This is a genomic window from Lapidilactobacillus bayanensis (assembly GCF_003946695.1).
In the GTDB taxonomy this organism is placed as follows: domain Bacteria; phylum Bacillota; class Bacilli; order Lactobacillales; family Lactobacillaceae; genus Lapidilactobacillus; species Lapidilactobacillus bayanensis.
On the sequence record NZ_RHOX01000003.1, the window covers coordinates 38,196 to 56,474 of the forward strand.

An 18,279-nucleotide genomic window follows, 5' to 3' on the forward strand; every position below is an offset into this window, starting at 1 on the left:
CTGGAATAGTGTTGAGTTGTTATAATCAATACTATACCGCTTGTTTTTTTGTGCTAAACTATGCATGAGTAAATAATCGTGATGAAACAAAGTTAACTTTATTAGGAGAAAGTAATAGGATGAAGCACAATCTATTGTATCGAGTAAAAGAACGAACAAAAACACTTTCTTTTCAAGATAAAATGAAAACGCTATTTTATTCTTTTTTTGTTGTTATCGCCATCTTGTTAATAACCGTTAGTGTTGTGTTTATTAAATTGGTAACAAATGAAACTTATAAAAGAAGTCGAGAACAACTCTCTGTTTTATCGATGCACATTCAAGACAGTCTTTCGGAAATAGAGAATTTGATTAGCGACTTTCATCAAAATGATCAATTGCAAAAACAACTGGAAATTATTGATTCTCCTAAAACAAGTTCGATGGATCGAGATCAGACAAGAATAAGATTTGAACGAGAATTTGGTTGGTTTTCATCACAATCGCGTGTCACATCTTGGCTGGTTTATGATCAAAATGGCAAAAGGATTGTTGGTTATCGCTTTGATTTGGATCGCTATCTTCCTGACTACACTACCAAAGATTATATGAAATCAGTTAGCGGAAATTCTTCAGAGGGTCAGTGGTTCCTTGATAAAAATAGCAATCGCGCAGTATATGTTCATAACATATTCGATACTAGAACTAATATTATGAAAAAGCTTGGTACGGTTATTTTCACAGTAGATTTATCGTTCATTGGAGATTTTATGGAAAATTCTAATATTTTCCAACACGGTGACTTTCTAGTGTTATCACGCGGCAATCAATACTATTCAAATAATCCTAAATTAGCAAAAAAAATTTACGTTTCAGAAAAATCAAATGAAGAAAATACCAGGCAGTATATGGTAACAACTGATTTACGTCGTTATTATGCACTCACGGAACCGATTTCTTTTGTAAACTCTAATTTTCGTGTCAATTATTACATCGTAAATCAACAAATTATTAGTAAGATAATTATTGTTGCCGTCATCTTATTTCTGATAATTATTATCGTTCTTATTGCTAGTATCATAGGTATTAATTTCTTTCTAAACAGATTGATAATGCCAATTAATTTATTGGCATTAAGTATGCGTGAGTTTAGTGACCTAGAAGATTTACAAAGATTAAAGGAGCATATTGAACAACTTCAGTATATTCACCAAAAGGATGAGATTGGAAGTTTGTATGCAAGTTTTCAACGGCTAATAAAGGAAATTGATCGTTTAGTTATTAAAGATTATAAATCACAGATATTGACGCAGGAAATGGAAACGAAGTATTTAATGGCTCAGATAGATCCGCATTTTTTATATAACACTCTGAATACAATTAATTGGATTGCGTTAAGTAACAGTGATGATGAAGTTTCGGAATTGGTTATGTCATTAGCATTATTATTACAAGAAAAGGCTGATTCTAGAAAAAAGTTTAATAGTTTAGCTGATGAATTAAAGATTGTTCATGCTTATGTTCGGATACAGGAGGTCCGCTTTAGTGAACGCCTACGATTCAGTTTGATACTATCCGAACAAATTAATCCGGAACGAATTATAATTCCAAAGTTAATTATTCAACCGATTGTGGAAAACGCAGTTAAGTATGGTGTTGAAAAAGTTGATTATCAAGTAACTGTCCGTGTAACAATTGGTATTGTTAACAATAAATTAGTCATAGTAATTTTTAATGATGCTAAGGGATTTGATCCAGAGAGAATAAATAGTAAATCAACAGGTGTTGGATTGCACAATATTAAGGCACGCTTACAGTTACTTTACGGAGATAATGCTGGTATTAAAATTGATTCAGCACCGGATATGATGACAATAGTATCAATCTGGCTACCTTTATCAGAGGATAGCAAACAAGACGGATTGGAGTAAAGAAAATGATCATACCTAAACTTGTTATTATTGACGATGAACACCTAAATGCTGATGGAATAAAAATGCTGATTGAGAAAAGTGACTTGAATGTCGAAATCAGCGGGGTTTTTTATTCGAGCGTAAAAGCATTACAGTTTATTAAAGGGCATCCTGCAGATATTGTTTTAACCGATATAAAAATGCCACAAATAAGTGGGTTAGACTTGATAGCACGAATAAAGGAAGCAAATATAGATGCAGAAACTATCATTTTTACGGGTTTTGGCAGCTTAGTGTACGCGCAAGAAGCAATGAAATATGGTGTGAAGTATTTTTTGGAAAAACCTATATCTACAGATAAATTAAAAGATAGTATATCTGATTGTGTTGATGATTGGTTAACTAAACGACGTGAGAAACGACTAAGAATAAAACAATTAATTGAAAATACAATTTTAGGTGAAGTTAATAACGTTGAGTTAACATCATCATTTGATGTTGTTATGATGAAAGAGCGTGACTACAGAGAAGTGATGAAGACAGGGCTTGAGTTACCAGATGATAAATACATTCGAATACTGATTGAAGACTGTGTTTTATATTGTTGTTTTGATAATGGGCAAATTGATTGGTTAATTGCACAGATAAAGCAGTTAGTAAGGGGACGGGCTTGTGTGGTTTGTTATCAACGCAAGCTATTTATTAATACGATTCCAATAAGTTTTTCATGTGGTAAACAGCTTTTAAACTTAGATTTTTATTGTGAACAGCCTACGTTAATTGAGATTAACAGTTCGAATAACAAAAAAGGTACCGGTGAAACGGAGCAGCTTTTATCTGAACTGGAAGTATCTTTAGTGAATGATAATTATGTGGCAGCGGAGAGTTTACTTAAGGAAGTCATCAAAACTGGGTTTAAGACTCAATACGGTTCGAAACAATTTAAAAATCGTTTGGAGCAATTGAGTGAGAAAGTTTTACAAATGCATGAAGTTAACTCATCAGTAATTGATAAATTTCAGATGGAAATCGAAAAGGCGGATTTTGCTTTTGAGTTAGCAAATTTGATTAATAAGTTTACTAAAGTTATTGAAAAGCATGGTGTGCCTAATGATAAAAGAAACGATATCACGGTACAACTTAACAAGATTATTAATACAAGGTATCACGAAAATACGTTGTCATTGAAGTGGATCTCCAATAATATTTTGTATTTAAATCCAGAATATATGGGTAAGAAATATCTTAAAGAGACTGGTAAAAAATTTACAACCGTCTTACTTGAGATACGAATGAATAAAGCAGCACAGTTATTAAAAAAAGGTCATTCAATTAGTGAGACCGCCGATGCAGTTGGATACACAACTAATCAAGATTACTTTAGTCAGCAATTTAAGCACTATTGGGATATAACACCACGCCAATATCAAAAAGATTTTACTAAAAAAGCCGATTAACTAATAATCGGTTTTTTTAGTAAAACCAACTCTACTTTTTAAGGTTTTTTGTCTGTTATTTATATATTAAAAATAGAAAAAATGTTTTAAGCTAATAATGTAAGCGCTCACGATGAAAGCCAATACATTAACTCGAGTGAATGTAGCGGTAAATTTATTTCGTAAATAGGTGGAGGAGTGTCAGTGACAATCCAAATGACAGATGGACAAAGAGTCTTAGTTAAAGAGAAGACTGAAACAATGTTGAATTATTTAACGAATCTGCAAGATACAACGGGAGAATTTACATATCAAACTTCTGTTGGATTAGTGGATGATAAAAGTTGGAATTCTTGGAACTGGCCACAAGGTGTTGCGTTATATGGTTTAGCGAGGATTTATTTACGCACTCAGGATCAAGCACTATTACAAATCATCAAGGATTGGTTTAAGCAGAATCTAAGTTATCCGATTCCTAAACGCGAACTGAACGTTAATGGCATGATTCCTATTTTAACCCTAGCGACATTGAAGGTAGAGTTTATTCAAGATTATCCTCAGCTTGATGATTATCTTGAAGAGTGGGCTAATTGGGCATTAAATTCGTTAAATAAGACCAAATTTGGTGGTTTTGAACACGATACATTCGGCTCAATCAATACGGCGCAACTTTGGGATGACACATTAGTTATGGCAGTTTTACCATTAGCCAAAATTGGTGTTGTGCTCGATAAACCAGAATATATTGATGAATGTATGCATCAATTCACCATCCACAGTAAATTCTTGATGGAACGCAACAATGGTCTTTGGTATCATGGCTGGAGTTTTGAAACAAAAGATAAATTTTCAAGAGTATTCTGGGGACGTGGTAATGCCTGGGTTTCGATATTCATTCCAGAATTTTTAGAAATCGCAGGTTCATATCTAAATAAAACGCAACAAAAGTATTTAGAGGATGTTTTGCATTATCAAATTGAGGCTTTACTGCCGTTGCAAGCAGCAAGTGGTTTGTGGCGAACAGTTCTAGACGATTCTGAGTCTTACGAAGAATCGTCAGCAACCGCCGGATTCCTTTATGGGATGGAGAAGGCACGACAATTAGGAATTACTCAAGATGTTAACGTTGATCTTAGCATTAACAAGGCAATTGATGGTTTGTTGGAACAAATCGATAATATTGGGCATGTAGCTAACGTCTCGTCAGGAACGCCTGTTGGTGATTCAGCAAAATTTTATAAAGATATCGCAATCACTGATATGCCATATGGACAGGCTTTAGCAATCTTAGCACTTTCTCAATGGCAGTAATGAATAGTGTTAATTATTATCTGCAATTGTTTAATTGATTTTTATTCTGGAGGGTTAATCAATGATAAGTAAAGTAAAAAAGATCTTAATAGTTGCGACAACAGCTCTTGCTCTTCTTGGCTTGACTGCATGTGGGAAGAATAGCAGTAATTCAGCTAGTGGTGATAATGGAAAAGTGACAATTAGGTTCTCATGGTGGGGCAATGATGATCGTCATAAAGATACGTTAAAGGCAATTAAAAAATTTGAAAAGAAATACCCGAATATCAAAGTTAAAGCAGAATATAGTGGCTGGGATGGAATTGAGCAGAAGATGGCCACACAGATTTCTGGCGGTACTGAGGCAGATTTAATGCAAACTAACTATGATTGGTATCTTAACTATTCTCCTAAAGGCGATGGATTCGTCGATTTAAACAAGTATAAAAATATTATTGACATGTCTGGCTACTCTAAAGATATTCTCAAAGCCGGGACTATTGATGGTAAATTAAATGGTATTCCGCATGGCTCGAACACACGGGTGGTGGCAGTGAATAAGAATATTTTAAATAAGTATGGTGTTAAAACGTATCCAACAACTTGGGATGGTTGGAAAAAGGTTACGAAAACTCTTCCTAAAGGCTATTACCCCGTAGAATTTCACACATTTTTGGATATCATTTGCTACATTACGCAGAAAACCGGTAAGAGCTTCTTAGATGACAACGGTAAAATAAATTACTCACAACAAGAAATTAAAGATGGTTTTGATTGGTATCAAGATATGGTTGATTCAGGTGTTACGCCTTCAAGAAAGTGGGTTATGGATACGGTTGGAAGCAATTCAATGGCTACAACTAAGGAATTTCTTAATGGTAAAATTACAGGATTTTTTGATTGGACGGCAGTACTAAATAGTTTTAGTACAAATCTGGATCAAGTTAATATGACCTTGGATATTCCTTCGTTCCCAACGACTGAAAATCCGAAGAATGACGGTGCAATTGAAAAAGCAACAATGTTATTCTCAATCTCTAAACATTCTAAACACCCTAAGGAAGCAGCAAAATTACTCAACTTTATTCTGAATGATCCTGACGGTGTCAAGGCAATGGGAATTTCTCGTGGTATGCCGGTTAATACTAAGGCTCAAAAGATTCTTGAAAAGGCTGGCGAGGTTGATGCAACCACTAAGAAAGCTGTTGAGTATAGCAATAAAACAAACGGTGTTCTTGAGAGTCGTTATCTCGAATTAAGTCAAGTGTCCACTGCATATAACGACGTTACGGATAGATTTGGCGTTGGCGAGATCAACTCTACTCAAGCGGCAAAACAGATTATTACAAAGGTCAATGCCGCGGTTAAACAATTTAAGAGTAAGAATTGATTTCAGTTAACTCTCTAATGCTGTAAACGTCACAATATGAGCGTCAGTATCTTGTTTGCTCAAGAGAGACGCTCATTTATTTTGATATAAGTTCGGTACAAATAAAATCTTTTAAAAGAGGGAGAATCCCGTGAAAAGTAAAAAGAAGTATATTGGCCTAATATTTCTAATCCCGTGGATGATTGGTACCTTAATATTTACAATCTATCCGTTTATTAGTTCATTAATCTACAGTTTTACTAACTATGATTTAATATCAAAACCAAAGTTTGTTGGGTTTGCAAATTACATTGAAATGTTTACGACTGATCCAGATTTTGTACGCTCCTTAAAAGTAACGATTGAGTATACAATCTTAACTGTACCAATCCAATTGATTTTTGCACTATTCTTGGCATTTATTTTGAACTTTAAACTAAAAGGAATTAACTTTTTTAGAACTGCATATTATGTACCATCTATTCTTGGCGGTAACGTCGCAGTCGCTATTTTATGGAAATTCCTATTTAACAAGACTGGTTTAGTTAACCAGGTTATTCAAACTTTTGGCGGTAAACCAGTTGGTTGGCTGTCATCAAGTAGTAATGCGATGTTTGTTCTGGTTATTTTAGGCGTTTGGCAATTTGGTTCTGCAATGGTTATTTTCTTATCAGCACTCCAGCAAATTCCAACAGATTTATATGAGGCAGCAAGAGTTGATGGCGCAAAAAAGTGGACGATCTTCTTCAAAATAACGATTCCACTAATTACACCAACTGTCTTCTTTAACTTGGTTATGCAGTTAAACAATAAATTACAAGAATTTAATAGCCCATACTTGATTACAAATGGTGGACCAACCAAGTCGACCTATTTAACATCATTGCTGATTTATGATAATGCCTTTAAGAATTTCCGAATGGGCTATGCGTGTGCAATGTCCTGGGTATTATTTATCATTATTGCGGTACTCGCATTAGCATTATTTAAATCATCAAATCGTTGGGTTTATTATTCTGATGGGGGGCAAAATTAAATGGATGCAGATTCAATTAATCGAAAGGTTCGTCGTCAACATGCAATAGAATCAACTTGGCGGTATGTGTTGTTAATCATTACAGCGTTTATTATGATTTATCCAATTATTTGGTTATTTGGTGCATCATTCAAAACCAATGCAGAGATATTTGGCTCAATCAATTTTTGGCCGCAGCACTTTGACTGGACATCATATGTTAAAGGTTGGAAGACTGGCACACAATATTCCTTCACAACTTATTTTATTAATTCTTTTAAGATTGTTATTCCTAAGGTTATCTTCACATTAATCAGTTGTACGCTAACAGCTTACGCCTTTACACGTTTCGACTTCCCCGGCAAAAATATTTTGTTCAGTATTGTTATTGCCACGTTATTTTTACCCGCGGTTGTTACACGTATTCCTCTTTATATTATGTGGCGTAATCTTCATTTACTAGATTCGTATGTACCATTGATTGCCGGAAGTGTTTTCGCGCAGGAACCGTTCTTTGTTTTCATGCTTGTTCAATTCATGCGTGGAATTCCTAAGGAGTACGATGAGGCCGCAGTTATGGATGGCGCTAATCCTTTACAAATTTTAGGTAGAGTATTAGTGCCCATGATGAAACCTGCATTGTTAACCGTTGTGTTGTTTCAATTTATCTGGTCAATGAATGATTTCTTGACACCATTAATTTATTTATCAAGTGTTTCTAAGTTTCCGGTTGCAATTGCATTGAAACTTGCTACAGATGCGACTTCTGGCTTTGTTCCGTGGAATCAAACAATTGCAATGTCGTTAATTGCCTTGGTACCATCCCTGATTTTATTCTTCTCGGCATCTCGTAATTTCGTAGAAGGTATGTCTGCTGGTGGATTGAAAGGATAATCATATGCAAGTGATGAAGAATTTATTGCGTCCCTTTGGCTCTGATGCCATACATCGTGATGTCAATTATGTTTATGAGATATATAAGTTATCTTTGATCTTTTCGATCGCATGTTTGCCGTGGATATTGGTTAATATGCTGGTCAAATTAGATATTGCAACGTGTTGGCTATACGGACTAGCATTCTTAATATTGTATCCAAATCTAAAAGTTTTATTCAATGAAATGATCAATATCAACAAAAATCAAGTAAATGTTCGTGGTAAAAGTTATTTTATTAAATTTATAACTGAGCTGAAACATTATGCTGTTCATAATGTTCTTTATGGATTACTTGTCAGTACAGCAGGGATTGTTTACTTTATTGAATTTAAGTTAATCGTGGCACAGAAAGAATTACGATTTATGATTATTCCATTTCTAATAATCGGGGCATTTTTGCTAACCAGCGTTATTACGATGATGTTTGTTGTAGATGACACCTTAACGTTGAAGGAACGATTAAGAGTCGCTATGTTTCTGAGCTGGCGTAATGTAGTTCGTACATTTGCAATTGCATTATTGTTTATGCTCTGGTTAAGTGTTGGTTATAATTCACCGTTCTTAAATATTTTAATCGGTAATGCACTTTTATTATGGTTAATTTATAAATTGAGGTTTAAGTCAGTTCAACGAACTTTAAAGCAACTTAATTCGTGACGAAGTGGTATGTGTTTTAAGTAACTAGTTTAGCTTTTTGAGATAGAAGGAAAAGATAATGGATAAAGTAAAGTTTGCGATTATTGGTGTTGGCAATATTGGTTCAATGCATACGGAATATTTCAGTAAAAACCTAGTTGAGGGTGCAGAATTAATCGCAGTTTGTGATACGGATCCCAGTAAACTACAGCGTGTCAAAGATAAATATGGCGATCGTTTTAAGCTGTACGACAACGATGAAGCTGTTATGAATGATCAGAATATCGATGCTGTGCTGATTGCGACACCACATTATTCTCATCCCACTTTGGGTATTGAAGCGCTGAATCATGGGAAGCATGTATTGAGTGAAAAGCCAATTGGCGTCTATACAAAAGATGTTGCAGAAATGAACGCCGTTGCGGCTGCTCATCCTGAACTAACTTTTGGCATTGATTACAATCAGAGAACGAATCCGCTGTATCGTAAAATGCGTGAGTTAATTCAGTCAGGAGAAATTGGTGAGTTCCGTCGTGTTAATTGGATTATCACAAATTGGTATCGCTCGCAAAGCTATTATGATTCAGGAACATGGCGTGCAACTTGGAAAGGTGAGGGTGGTGGTGTTTTATTGAATCAAGATCCTCATCAACTCGACTTGTTGCAATGGCTGTGTGGTATGCCTAAGCGAATTATGAGTTTTGCTTACTTTGGGAAACGTCGGAATATCGAAGTTGAAGATGAAGTAACAGCATACTTTGAGTATCCTAACGGTGCAACTGGTGTTTTTGTAACATCAGTGTCTGAGACACCAGGAACTAATCGTCTAGAGATCGTTGGTTCAGCCGGAAAATTAGTTGTTGAGAATAATAAATTATCATTTTGGAAGGTTAGAACAGACGAACGTGAATTTAACAAAAATTATCAAGGCGGTTTTGGTGAACCAGAAGTTTGGCAAGTTGAGATTCCGGTTAAATTTGATGATCATGATCAACATATGAAAATCACGCAGAACTTCACAAATCACATTCGTAATGGTGAGAAATTGCTTGCACCAGGTATTGAGGGAATTAATGGCTTAACAATTTCCAATGCTATTCATCTTTCTACTTGGGAAAAGCGGTGGGTTGAATTACCAATTGATGCAGATTTGTTTTTGAAAGATTTGAACGAGCATATAACACACTCGCAGGATAAAAAGACCAAAAGTGTTGTTTTAGATACTGATGCCACTTATTAAGATAAAATTAGAGGGAATTTTCTAATGTTGAAGATTGGTATTATTGGTTGCGGTGTCATTGCTAATACACATGCAAAAATTTATCAAATGCTCGAAAAGGACATGGATATTAAGTTGGTCGCATGCTGTGATATTGACATTGATCGTGGACAGGAATTTGCGCGTCGGTATCAGTTGTGTTACTACCAAGATTATCATGAGTTACTGGATTCCAATATTGATTTGGTTTCAATATGCACGCCGCATTATCTGCATAAAGAGATGAGCGTGGCGGCATTAAAGAGAAATATCAATGTCTTATGTGAAAAGCCAATGGCGCTCAACTCGACCGAGGCCGAAGAAGTGATTCAGGCAATTAAGGCTAGTAATGCAAGATACACTGTCTGTTTTCAAAATAGATTTAACGCGTCTTCAATGGCATTAAAATCACTGATCGACGAACAAAAATTTGGTCAGTTAAAAGGAATAAAAGGTGTTGTGACCTGGCATCGTGATGCACATTATTATAGTCAGGATACTTGGCGCGGTACCGTAGATCAAGAGGGTGGCGGGGTTTTAATCAATCAAGCTATTCATACAATTGATCTCATTACTTGGCTGACTGGTCTACCACAAAGGTTGAGTGGCAAAGTGATGACTAGCTTGTTAAAAAACGTTATCAGCGTTGAAGATAGTGCCATGGTTGTTGCAACTAACAAAGATGTCGTGATCGATTTCTTTGCTACCAATTGCTTCTCGGAAGACAGTGAGCCGGAGATTGACTTCGATTTTGAAAAAGCACAAGTTCGCCTTTTGACTGATAAGTTGTTAATCAATAATCAAGAAGTAGCTAAATCTGCGGGATCAAATCAATATGGAAAAGATTATTACGGCAACGGTCATCCCGCATTAATTAAAGCCTTTATTGAATCAATTATTAACGAAAAAGATAACAAGTATTTACCAATTGAAGATGGTATTAATTCTTTAAGATTGATCGATAGTGTTTATCGATCTAATAAAACGAATGATTGGGTCGATCTATAAATTAGATTAATAGAATAGCGTCATGTTTTAACTAGGCGCATTTCACCTTGACTGCGGAGTAGCGGTTGAAAGGACACCGCCATGAACATCAAAAGTTTTTCGGTTGGTTTTACTAAAAAACTAACATTTAGAAGTGAGATAGAGAGAGGGTTTTATAAAATGACTGCTGATTTTACAATTTCGGCCTTTGCAGATGAAATTTCGCCAGATTTAATGACGCAAATTAAATCGTTAAAGGCTAATGGTATTAGCCACATCGAATTACGGGGGATTGATGGGAAAAACGTCAGTGATTTTACGGTTGAAGAAGCAAATAATTATCAACAAATCATCAGTGCTAATGATATGAGTATTTCATCGATTGGTTCACCAATTGGTAAGATTGGAATTAATGACGATTTTTCTGATCATTTAGATAAATTCAAACACGTTCTGAAGATTGCTCGTATTTTTAAGGCGCCATATGTACGGATGTTCAGTTTCTTTATCCCCAAAGGTGAAGATCCTGATCAATATACCGACGAAGTCATTAATCGTTGGCAACAATTTTTAGAGGTTGCGAAGGATTATCCTGAAATTACGCTATTGCATGAGAATGAAAAAGAAATTTATGGTGATACACCAGAGCGCTGCTTAAAACTACTACAAGCATTAGATAGTGAGCAGGTTAAAACAGCCTTTGATCCGGCAAACTTCGTTCAATGCGAGGTTGAAACATACCCATATGCATATAACTTATTGAAAGATAAAATTGTTTACATGCATATCAAAGATGCCAAATATGCTGATCATGAAGTCTACCCTGCAGGTTTAGGTGATGGGCAAGTTGCGTTAATTTTACAGCAATTGGTTGAAACAAATTACAGCGGATTTTTATCAATTGAACCACATCTGTCAAACTTTGTCGGCTTCGAAAAATTAGAAAAGCAACATGAGATAACCAAGAAATCGACTGATGGTGAACGGTTATTTGATATTGCAGCTAATTCTCTCAAACAAATATTAGTTGCTGATTTGGGTCAAGACTGGAAATAAACGTTATCAGGTAAATAATTCAAATTTTTGTTAAAGAGGAAAATAAATGGATTTATCGCGAGCAGAATATCCCCAACCGCAATTTAAGCGTGAGGGCGTTTGGAAAAATTTAAATGGTCAATGGCGTTTCAAATTTGATGATTCTGATGTGGGACGAAAAGAGAAGTGGCAGAGTAAGACGTTACCTGATCCACGAAAAATAACTGTTCCTTTCGTCTATCAAGCACCGGCTAGTGGCGTTAATGATCAATCACAACACGACACTGTTTGGTACGAACGGGAGTTTGAGGCTGGAACATTGGCGACTGATGAACGGCTGATCTTGCATTTTGGTGCAGTTGATTATTTTGCAGATGTTTATGTCAATGGCGAATATATTGGTCATCATGAAGGTGGCGATGGGTCCTTTGCCTTTGATGTGACTGATGCTTTAACTCAAAATCAAACGCAGCAGGTAACTGTTCGTGCTGCAGATTTAACATTTGATGAAACGATTCCTCGCGGCAAACAATCTTGGACTGGCAAGTCTGAAGGAATTTGGTACACCAATTCAACTGGTATTTGGCAAACTGTTTGGCTGGAAACTGTTAACGTCAAACATATCCGTGATATTAAGCTGACACCGGACTTAGACCATACGTCAGTACAAATCAACGCGCAATTATCGAACCAAGCGCTTGGAAGCCGCCTTCATTACAAGATTACTTTTGCTGGTGAAGTGGTTGCAGATGATCAGATTGTTATTCAAACAACCAATATCATTCGTTCAGTTGAGCTTATTCAACAACATATTTTTCGAACAGGATTCCATCATGCTGGCTGGACCTGGACGCCGGAAAATCCTAATTTATTTGATGTTGAGTTTGAATTAATTACTGAAGATGATCAATGTGTCGATCATGTTGACACTTATTTCGGATTGCGTAAAGTGAGCACTGAAAATGGTATGATTATGCTCAATAATCGACCGTATTATCAACGGCTAGTTCTGGATCAAGGTTATTGGTCAGAGGGTTTACTCACTGCACCAACAGATGACGCATTGAAGTTAGACATTGAACTATCCAAAGAAATGGGCTTCAATGGTTGCCGTAAACATCAGAAGATTGAAGATCCACGTTTCTTATATTGGGCAGATAAATTAGGCTATCTGGTATGGGAAGAAGTTGCATCAGTTCCCTACTACTCAGAAAAGTCTGCATCAAGGTTAATTGATGCTTGGAAAGAAGCAATTGAGCGCGATTATAATCATCCTTCGATTATCATGTGGGTGCCACTAAATGAGAGCTGGGGTGTTGATCAAATTCATAATTCTCAGCAACAACAACATTTTTCTGAATCTTTGTATCATATGGTTCACGCGTTGGACACAACACGTTTAGTTCAGTCCAATGATGGCTGGGATATTACAACAACGGATGTAGTTGCGATTCATAATTACAGTCATGGTGTTAATAAGGAATCACGAGAATATCAAGATTACGTTGAGACACTGAGCACCAGAGAGGCCCTTATTTCACACGCACCAGGTTCGTGGGATATCTTTGCTAAAGGTTTCAGTTATCAAGGACAGCCTATTGTTTTAAGCGAGTTTGGCGGCATTGGCTTTGATTCCAGTAGAGAAGATGGTTGGGGTTATACAACAGCGAATAATGCACAAGAATATTTATCCGAATTACAGCGGATTTTAAAAGCAGTTGCCAAATCAAAGGGTCTCTGGGGTTATTGTTATACGCAGCTAACTGACGTCGAACAAGAAGTAAATGGTTTGTTAACATATTCCCGGGAGCCAAAAGCAGATTTAAAGGAAATCAATAAGATCTTTTCAATGCCAAGTAGTGCGCGACTGACAAATATTGAATGAAATACCTGTGATAGTGGTTGATGATTCGTTAAATTAATTCCAGATAGAGATGTTGATTCAGGCATTTCTATCTGGAATTTTATTGTCTATGAAGAATGATTAGTCTAGTAATAAATGATTATCAAGAACGGTCTGCTACGGTATTTCCCTCAATAAATTTCGCAGCTAGGTTAATCTTCTTGAAAAAGTGATGGTCAGCATGCTCTTTTAATAGAAGATCTACCGCAATTTCACCCATTTCTTTTTCGTTTTGTTCAATATGAGTGAACATAAACGAATTAGGAATAAAGGAACTGTTAGCTGATTCATCAAAACAAATAATAGAAATATCCTCTGGGATTCTTTTGTGTAGTATCTTTAAAGATTGCTGAATTAACAATGCAATATTATATTCCGAAGCGATAACTGCTGTTAGGTCAGAATTGTTAATGAAAAAATTGATGATCTGATTAATGTCATTCGCTGGCGATTGCGTAGAGCTGGGAACAACTGAATCGATCGTTGTCATAATTTGTTGCCGAGATAGTGTAATAGCGTTTTCGGTATGTGCTGCGACAAACCCGGAAATCCGTTCGTCAATTGCTGTAACTTGATTATCTGAAGCAATTAAACCAATTTTTGTGTGGCCTTTAGTTATTAAATAGTTAGTTGCAAATTTGGCCGCATCTGAATTGTTTGTTTTAATACTTGAAATAGGAAGATCAGCCATAGATCGATCAATAATAACAATAGGAAAATTCTTAGTAACTAATTCTAATAATTTAGTGGAAGCATATTTTGAAGAAATAGGCAATAAAATAATACCTTGAGCACCAGAACCTTCTAGTTCAGAAAGTGCCTGGTCTTCAAGTTCTGGACGTCCCGAACTAATTTTTACAATAAAGTTTACCCTATCAGTAGTCGTTGTGAGTATTCTTTTGATGATAACAGAACCGAATGCATCGGAAAAACTAGGCAAAATAAGGCCAAACAGAATATGAGAGTTATTTATTGTTGATGGTGTAATTGGATTCTCGCTTATAACCGTAGTTCCTTTTCGAGGTTTTCTTGATATATAACCATTTTGAGAAAGTAGATCCATTGCTTTTTTAATTGTTATTTGACTGACATTAAACAGTTCTACTAGATTTTTATCAGTTGGTAGATTAGTGCCAATTGGATATTTACCTGATTGGATATCTAACACTAAAGTTTTATATATTGAATAATATAATGGTGTTTTTGCCATGAGCTTCCCTCCTCTAGCTAATCTGTTGTAAGACACATTTAATATATTAAATAAAAAATACAATGTCAAATTGGCAAGTATATTCGTTGTAAGCATTTACATAACCGGTGTCTGATGCTATATTTACTCTGTCATTAAATAGTATATGAATATATCTTTTAATTTTGGAGGTTCTTATGTTTTCAACACAAAAAGTTAAACAGCAACTTAATTACCTTAAGGGTTATGTTTATGCGAATTTTGAAACTGTTCCTGGTTTGCAGTTGTGGCATGATACTCGGGAATCACGTTTGACTGTGCCCAACGCGAATGTGGATTGGCAAGCTATTGCTATTGGCGATGCTTGGGAAGGCCGCGATCAATATTATTGGTTACAATTTCAGCTGACTGTGCCTGCGCTGCAACCTGAACAGAGATATGTCTTGCATCTTAATTTGGGTCGCACTGGTGGTGGTAATAATTCCGGCTTTGAAGGCTTGGTTTATTTAGATGGAGAAACGCGGCAAGCTGTTGATAGCAATCATCAAGATTTATACTTGGATCAATCAGATCAAAATAAAACCATTAAAGTTCAAATTATGATGTGGACAGGTCTTGAAGGTGGTGGCCCGCAACAAATACAACACTATACGTTAAAAACAGTAAGTGCCGGTATTTTGAACGAGACGATTCGTGACACCTACCGCTACTTGAAATTAATCAATGAAACAATGACTGAATTAAGTGAGGATGAACCATTATTATATGACTATCAAAAATTATTGAACCATAGTTTATGCCAATTATTCTGGGGTAGTCAATCTTATGATGAAATTACAGGAGTTTGTCACAAAGTAATGCTTGACATTAAGGCCTTTATTTCAGAGCATGCTAACGAGAAGAAGGGCTTCAATATTGCGGCAATTGGCCATACTCATATTGATGTTGCTTGGCTTTGGCGATTACGACATACTCGTGAAAAAACGGCCCGTTCGTTTTCAACCGTATTAGAATTGATGAAGGAATATCCGGAATATAAATTCTTTCACAGCACGCCACAAGTCTATCAGTTTATTAAGCAAGATCACCCTGAACTTTATACACAAATAAAGAAACGTGTGGCAGAGGGACGTTGGGAGGCAGACGGGGGGACTTGGTTGGAACTAGATGCCAATATTCCGTCAGGTGAATCTTTCACACGCCAATTCCTATATGGATCCCAATATTTTGCTAAGGAATTTGGGGCTAAACAAACGGTTTTATGGTTGCCAGATGTCTTTGGATATTCGTGGGCTTTACCGCAAATTATGAAAGGTTTTGGCGTTGAGAATTTCATGACGACTAAGATAAGTTGGAATGATACTAATCGGATGCCTCATGATACTTTTGTTTGGGAAGGGATTGATGGTAGCAAGGTACTGACCCATTTTGTAACCACTACTGAAAGCGAAAGTGATTTTCACGATCTTAATAATTGGATGTACACATATAATGGCCTGATCACACCGCATACAGTCATGGGAACCTATCATGTTTATGCTGATAAGGCGTTAAATAATGATTTACTCTTATCCTATGGCTTTGGTGACGGTGGTGGCGGTCCACAACGTGAAATGATTGAGAATATTGAGATGATCAATGAATTGCCAGGCTTGCCGACCATCAAAAATACCCGGGTTGATGATTACTTCGTCCAACTGCGTCAGAACCTGAAAGACAGTGAATTACCAATTCCAACTTGGAATGGCGAACTTTATCTAGAATTCCACCGTGGTACTTACACCTCCCAAGCACGGGTCAAGAAGCAAAACCGTGAGCTTGAGTTCCAACTGCGTAATTTGGAAATGCGTTATACACAGGCGCTGCTTGAACAAGGCATCGACTATCCGCAAGAACAAATCAATGAACTTTGGGAAATGGTGCTCCGCAATCAATTCCACGATATTTTGCCGGGGTCTGCAATTCATGAGGTCTATCAAGACAATCAGAAAGAATATCAGGATGGCTTCACCGAAATTGCCCAATTAAACGCCAAGCTAGATATTAAGCAATTAACGATTGATCCCCAGTATCAAATCGTCCGTAATTATAATGCTTGGTCCACAACCCAATTAGTACACATCGACAATACAAATACTGGTCAATATGTGGATGCTGAAGGGATAGCCTTAGTTACTGAAAGAACTGCGACTGGTTACGACATTTTAGTTACTGTACCTGCTTTACAAGCGTACCAATTATGTTTCGTGCCTAGTGAGCATGAGGAAGTAACTTCTACAGAAGCGCATCAGGATGATCACATCGAAAATAACCGCTATCGCATTAAGTGGAATGATGCCGGTCAATTAACAGAAGTTTTTGATAAGGTTCATCAACGTCAAGTATTAGCTAAAGCCGACTTAGGTAATGTGCTATCTGTTTATGAAGATCGACCGGTAGAGTATGATAACTGGAATATTGACGAAGATTATACTGAGAAACAAACAGTTTTAGCAGCTAGCAATATTACGATTACACAAGCAACAGCACTGCAAATTAAAGTTGTTTTTCAATATCAGTATTTAGCGTCAACTATTAAACAAACATTAACGATTGATGCACACTCACCGAAGATCGATTTTGTGACTGAAGTTGATTGGCATGAACATCAACAATTACTACGAACGGCGTTTGACATGTCGGTCTTGGCCAACGAAGCAACTTTTGATGTTCAGTATGGTAACGTTAAGCGACCAACTAATTCGAATACGTCATGGGATGAAGCCAAATTTGAAACAGTTGCACACAAGTGGGCTGATTTGTCACAACGCGATTATGGTGTGGCCTTGTTAAACGACAGTAAATATGGCTACTCAGTTAAAGAAAATGTGATGTCCCTGTCCTTGATTAAATCTGGAATCAATCCTGATACTGAAGCCGATCAAGGCCACCATAGCTTCACGTATAGCTTATTGCCACATGAAGGTGATTTTGTCACTGGTCACGTTGAACAGGTTGCTCAAGAGATGAATAATCCGTTGATTGTCACTGCTGGCAAAATTGCCCAAGATTTGACCGCACTCTTTGATTTTCAAGCAGCGAATGTTGTCGATATTGATGCAATCAAGCTCAGTGAGGATCAGAAGTCTGTCATTCTTCGTTTCCACGAATACACAGGCCAAAATGGGGTAGTGACAGTTAAACCTAATTTTGCTTATCAAAGTGTCGCTGAAGTTCGACTCGATGAAGTTACCGAAGTTGAATCGCTAGCTAAAGCGACCGACTATCAAATTAATGTTCGACCGTATCAAGTTGTAACATTGGCGTTTACGCGGTAATACAATAGCGTAACT

The 18,279-nt window shown here is 36.4% G+C and carries 13 protein-coding genes; 12 read left to right on the forward strand and 1 reads right to left on the reverse strand.

The window, feature by feature from the left end:
- Positions 1-119: 119 nt before the first annotated feature.
- The 11 genes from EKM65_RS01830 (at position 120) to EKM65_RS01880 (ending at position 13,740) form a co-directional block, all read left to right on the forward strand.
- On the forward strand, positions 120-1,910 hold the full coding sequence (locus EKM65_RS01830; RefSeq protein WP_125604913.1) for a sensor histidine kinase: 1,791 nt from the start codon (positions 120-122) through the stop codon (positions 1,908-1,910).
- 5 nt (positions 1,911-1,915) lie between these two features.
- On the forward strand, positions 1,916-3,349 hold the full coding sequence (locus tag EKM65_RS01835) for a response regulator transcription factor (RefSeq protein WP_125604915.1): 1,434 nt from the start codon (positions 1,916-1,918) through the stop codon (positions 3,347-3,349).
- A gap of 183 nt (positions 3,350-3,532) precedes the next feature.
- A complete protein-coding gene (locus tag EKM65_RS01840; protein ID WP_125604917.1) occupies positions 3,533-4,639 on the forward strand; it encodes a glycoside hydrolase family 88/105 protein in 1,107 nt (368 codons plus the stop codon).
- Between the two features lie 61 nt (positions 4,640-4,700).
- Positions 4,701-6,008: an ABC transporter substrate-binding protein gene (locus EKM65_RS01845; protein WP_125604919.1), complete on the forward strand. Its 1,308-nt coding sequence runs from the start codon at positions 4,701-4,703 to the stop codon at positions 6,006-6,008.
- Positions 6,009-6,186: 178 nt separating this feature from the next.
- Complete coding sequence (locus EKM65_RS01850; protein ID WP_125605057.1) at positions 6,187-7,023, forward strand: carbohydrate ABC transporter permease; 837 nt, start codon at positions 6,187-6,189, stop codon at positions 7,021-7,023.
- Complete coding sequence (locus EKM65_RS01855) at positions 7,024-7,896, forward strand: carbohydrate ABC transporter permease (RefSeq protein WP_125604921.1); 873 nt, start codon at positions 7,024-7,026, stop codon at positions 7,894-7,896. It abuts the gene before it with no gap.
- 4 nt (positions 7,897-7,900) lie between these two features.
- On the forward strand, positions 7,901-8,596 hold the full coding sequence (locus EKM65_RS01860; protein ID WP_164506772.1) for a hypothetical protein: 696 nt from the start codon (positions 7,901-7,903) through the stop codon (positions 8,594-8,596).
- 58 nt (positions 8,597-8,654) lie between these two features.
- The gene (locus EKM65_RS01865; protein ID WP_125604925.1) at positions 8,655-9,815 is read left to right on the forward strand and encodes a Gfo/Idh/MocA family protein; all 1,161 of its coding nucleotides are present in this window, start codon (positions 8,655-8,657) and stop codon (positions 9,813-9,815) included.
- Positions 9,816-9,839: 24 nt separating this feature from the next.
- Positions 9,840-10,841 carry a Gfo/Idh/MocA family protein gene (locus tag EKM65_RS01870; protein WP_125604928.1) on the forward strand — a complete coding sequence of 334 codons (1,002 nt, stop codon included), beginning with the start codon at positions 9,840-9,842 and terminating at the stop codon, positions 10,839-10,841.
- Positions 10,842-11,000: 159 nt separating this feature from the next.
- The gene (locus tag EKM65_RS01875) at positions 11,001-11,876 is read left to right on the forward strand and encodes a sugar phosphate isomerase/epimerase family protein (RefSeq protein ID WP_125604930.1); all 876 of its coding nucleotides are present in this window, start codon (positions 11,001-11,003) and stop codon (positions 11,874-11,876) included.
- Positions 11,877-11,922: 46 nt separating this feature from the next.
- Complete coding sequence (locus tag EKM65_RS01880; RefSeq protein WP_125604932.1) at positions 11,923-13,740, forward strand: glycoside hydrolase family 2 protein; 1,818 nt, start codon at positions 11,923-11,925, stop codon at positions 13,738-13,740.
- 121 nt (positions 13,741-13,861) lie between these two features.
- Here the strand turns inward: EKM65_RS01880 and EKM65_RS01885 are convergent, their stop codons facing one another.
- Positions 13,862-14,968 (reverse strand): GntR family transcriptional regulator, encoded by a 1,107-nt coding sequence (locus EKM65_RS01885; RefSeq protein WP_164506773.1) that lies wholly within the window; start codon positions 14,966-14,968, stop codon positions 13,862-13,864.
- A gap of 176 nt (positions 14,969-15,144) precedes the next feature.
- Here EKM65_RS01885 and EKM65_RS01890 point away from each other — a divergent pair, with 176 nt between their 5' ends.
- The gene (locus EKM65_RS01890; protein WP_125604938.1) at positions 15,145-18,264 is read left to right on the forward strand and encodes an alpha-mannosidase; all 3,120 of its coding nucleotides are present in this window, start codon (positions 15,145-15,147) and stop codon (positions 18,262-18,264) included.
- Positions 18,265-18,279 lie beyond the last annotated feature (15 nt).